Origin of the sequence: Acinetobacter sp. TUM15064, assembly GCF_008980265.1 — a bacterium.
Lineage (GTDB): Bacteria > Pseudomonadota > Gammaproteobacteria > Pseudomonadales > Moraxellaceae > Acinetobacter.
The window spans coordinates 1-484 of the sequence record NZ_BKFU01000204.1; the positions used below are offsets into that span (position 1 = coordinate 1).

Genomic DNA, 484 nt, shown 5'->3' on the forward strand with positions numbered 1-484 from the left:
GGTGATTATTTAGCGAAAGGGGAATCTCAAAGTATGAAGCATGTAGCTATTCAACAGCTTCCAGAAATGATTTCATTAATTCGAAATTCCTCATCCAGACCGATTGCAATAGGCTTAGAACTTTTAATACATATGTTTCCTCGTCCAGGGGAATTGCGACAGGCGAAATGGGAGCAATTTGATTTTGATGAGGCGGTGTGGATACGTCCCTCAAATATAATGAAAAAAGGTATCGAACATGGGATTCCTTTGTCCAAGCATGTCATTAAATTATTGATGGAGCTAAAGAAAATTTCACCTGAAAGTGAATACTTATTCCCAAGTCGCGATAGCATTAATAAGCCAATTTCGAATTTAACATTTAATGCGGCATTGAATCGATTAGGTTATCGAGGAAAACAAAATCCACATGGATTTAGACATATTGCATCCTCCAATTTGAATAAACGCTATAGTGACAAATGGCAGGTGATCGAATCAGCAT

At 37.4% G+C, this 484-nt stretch carries 1 protein-coding gene; it reads left to right on the forward strand.

All coding sequences use genetic code 11. The annotated features are described in order from the left end of the window. Nucleotides 1-484, forward strand: a 484-nt coding sequence (locus GBI16_RS18435) for a site-specific integrase (RefSeq protein WP_151707636.1), incomplete at both ends; no start/stop codon positions are given.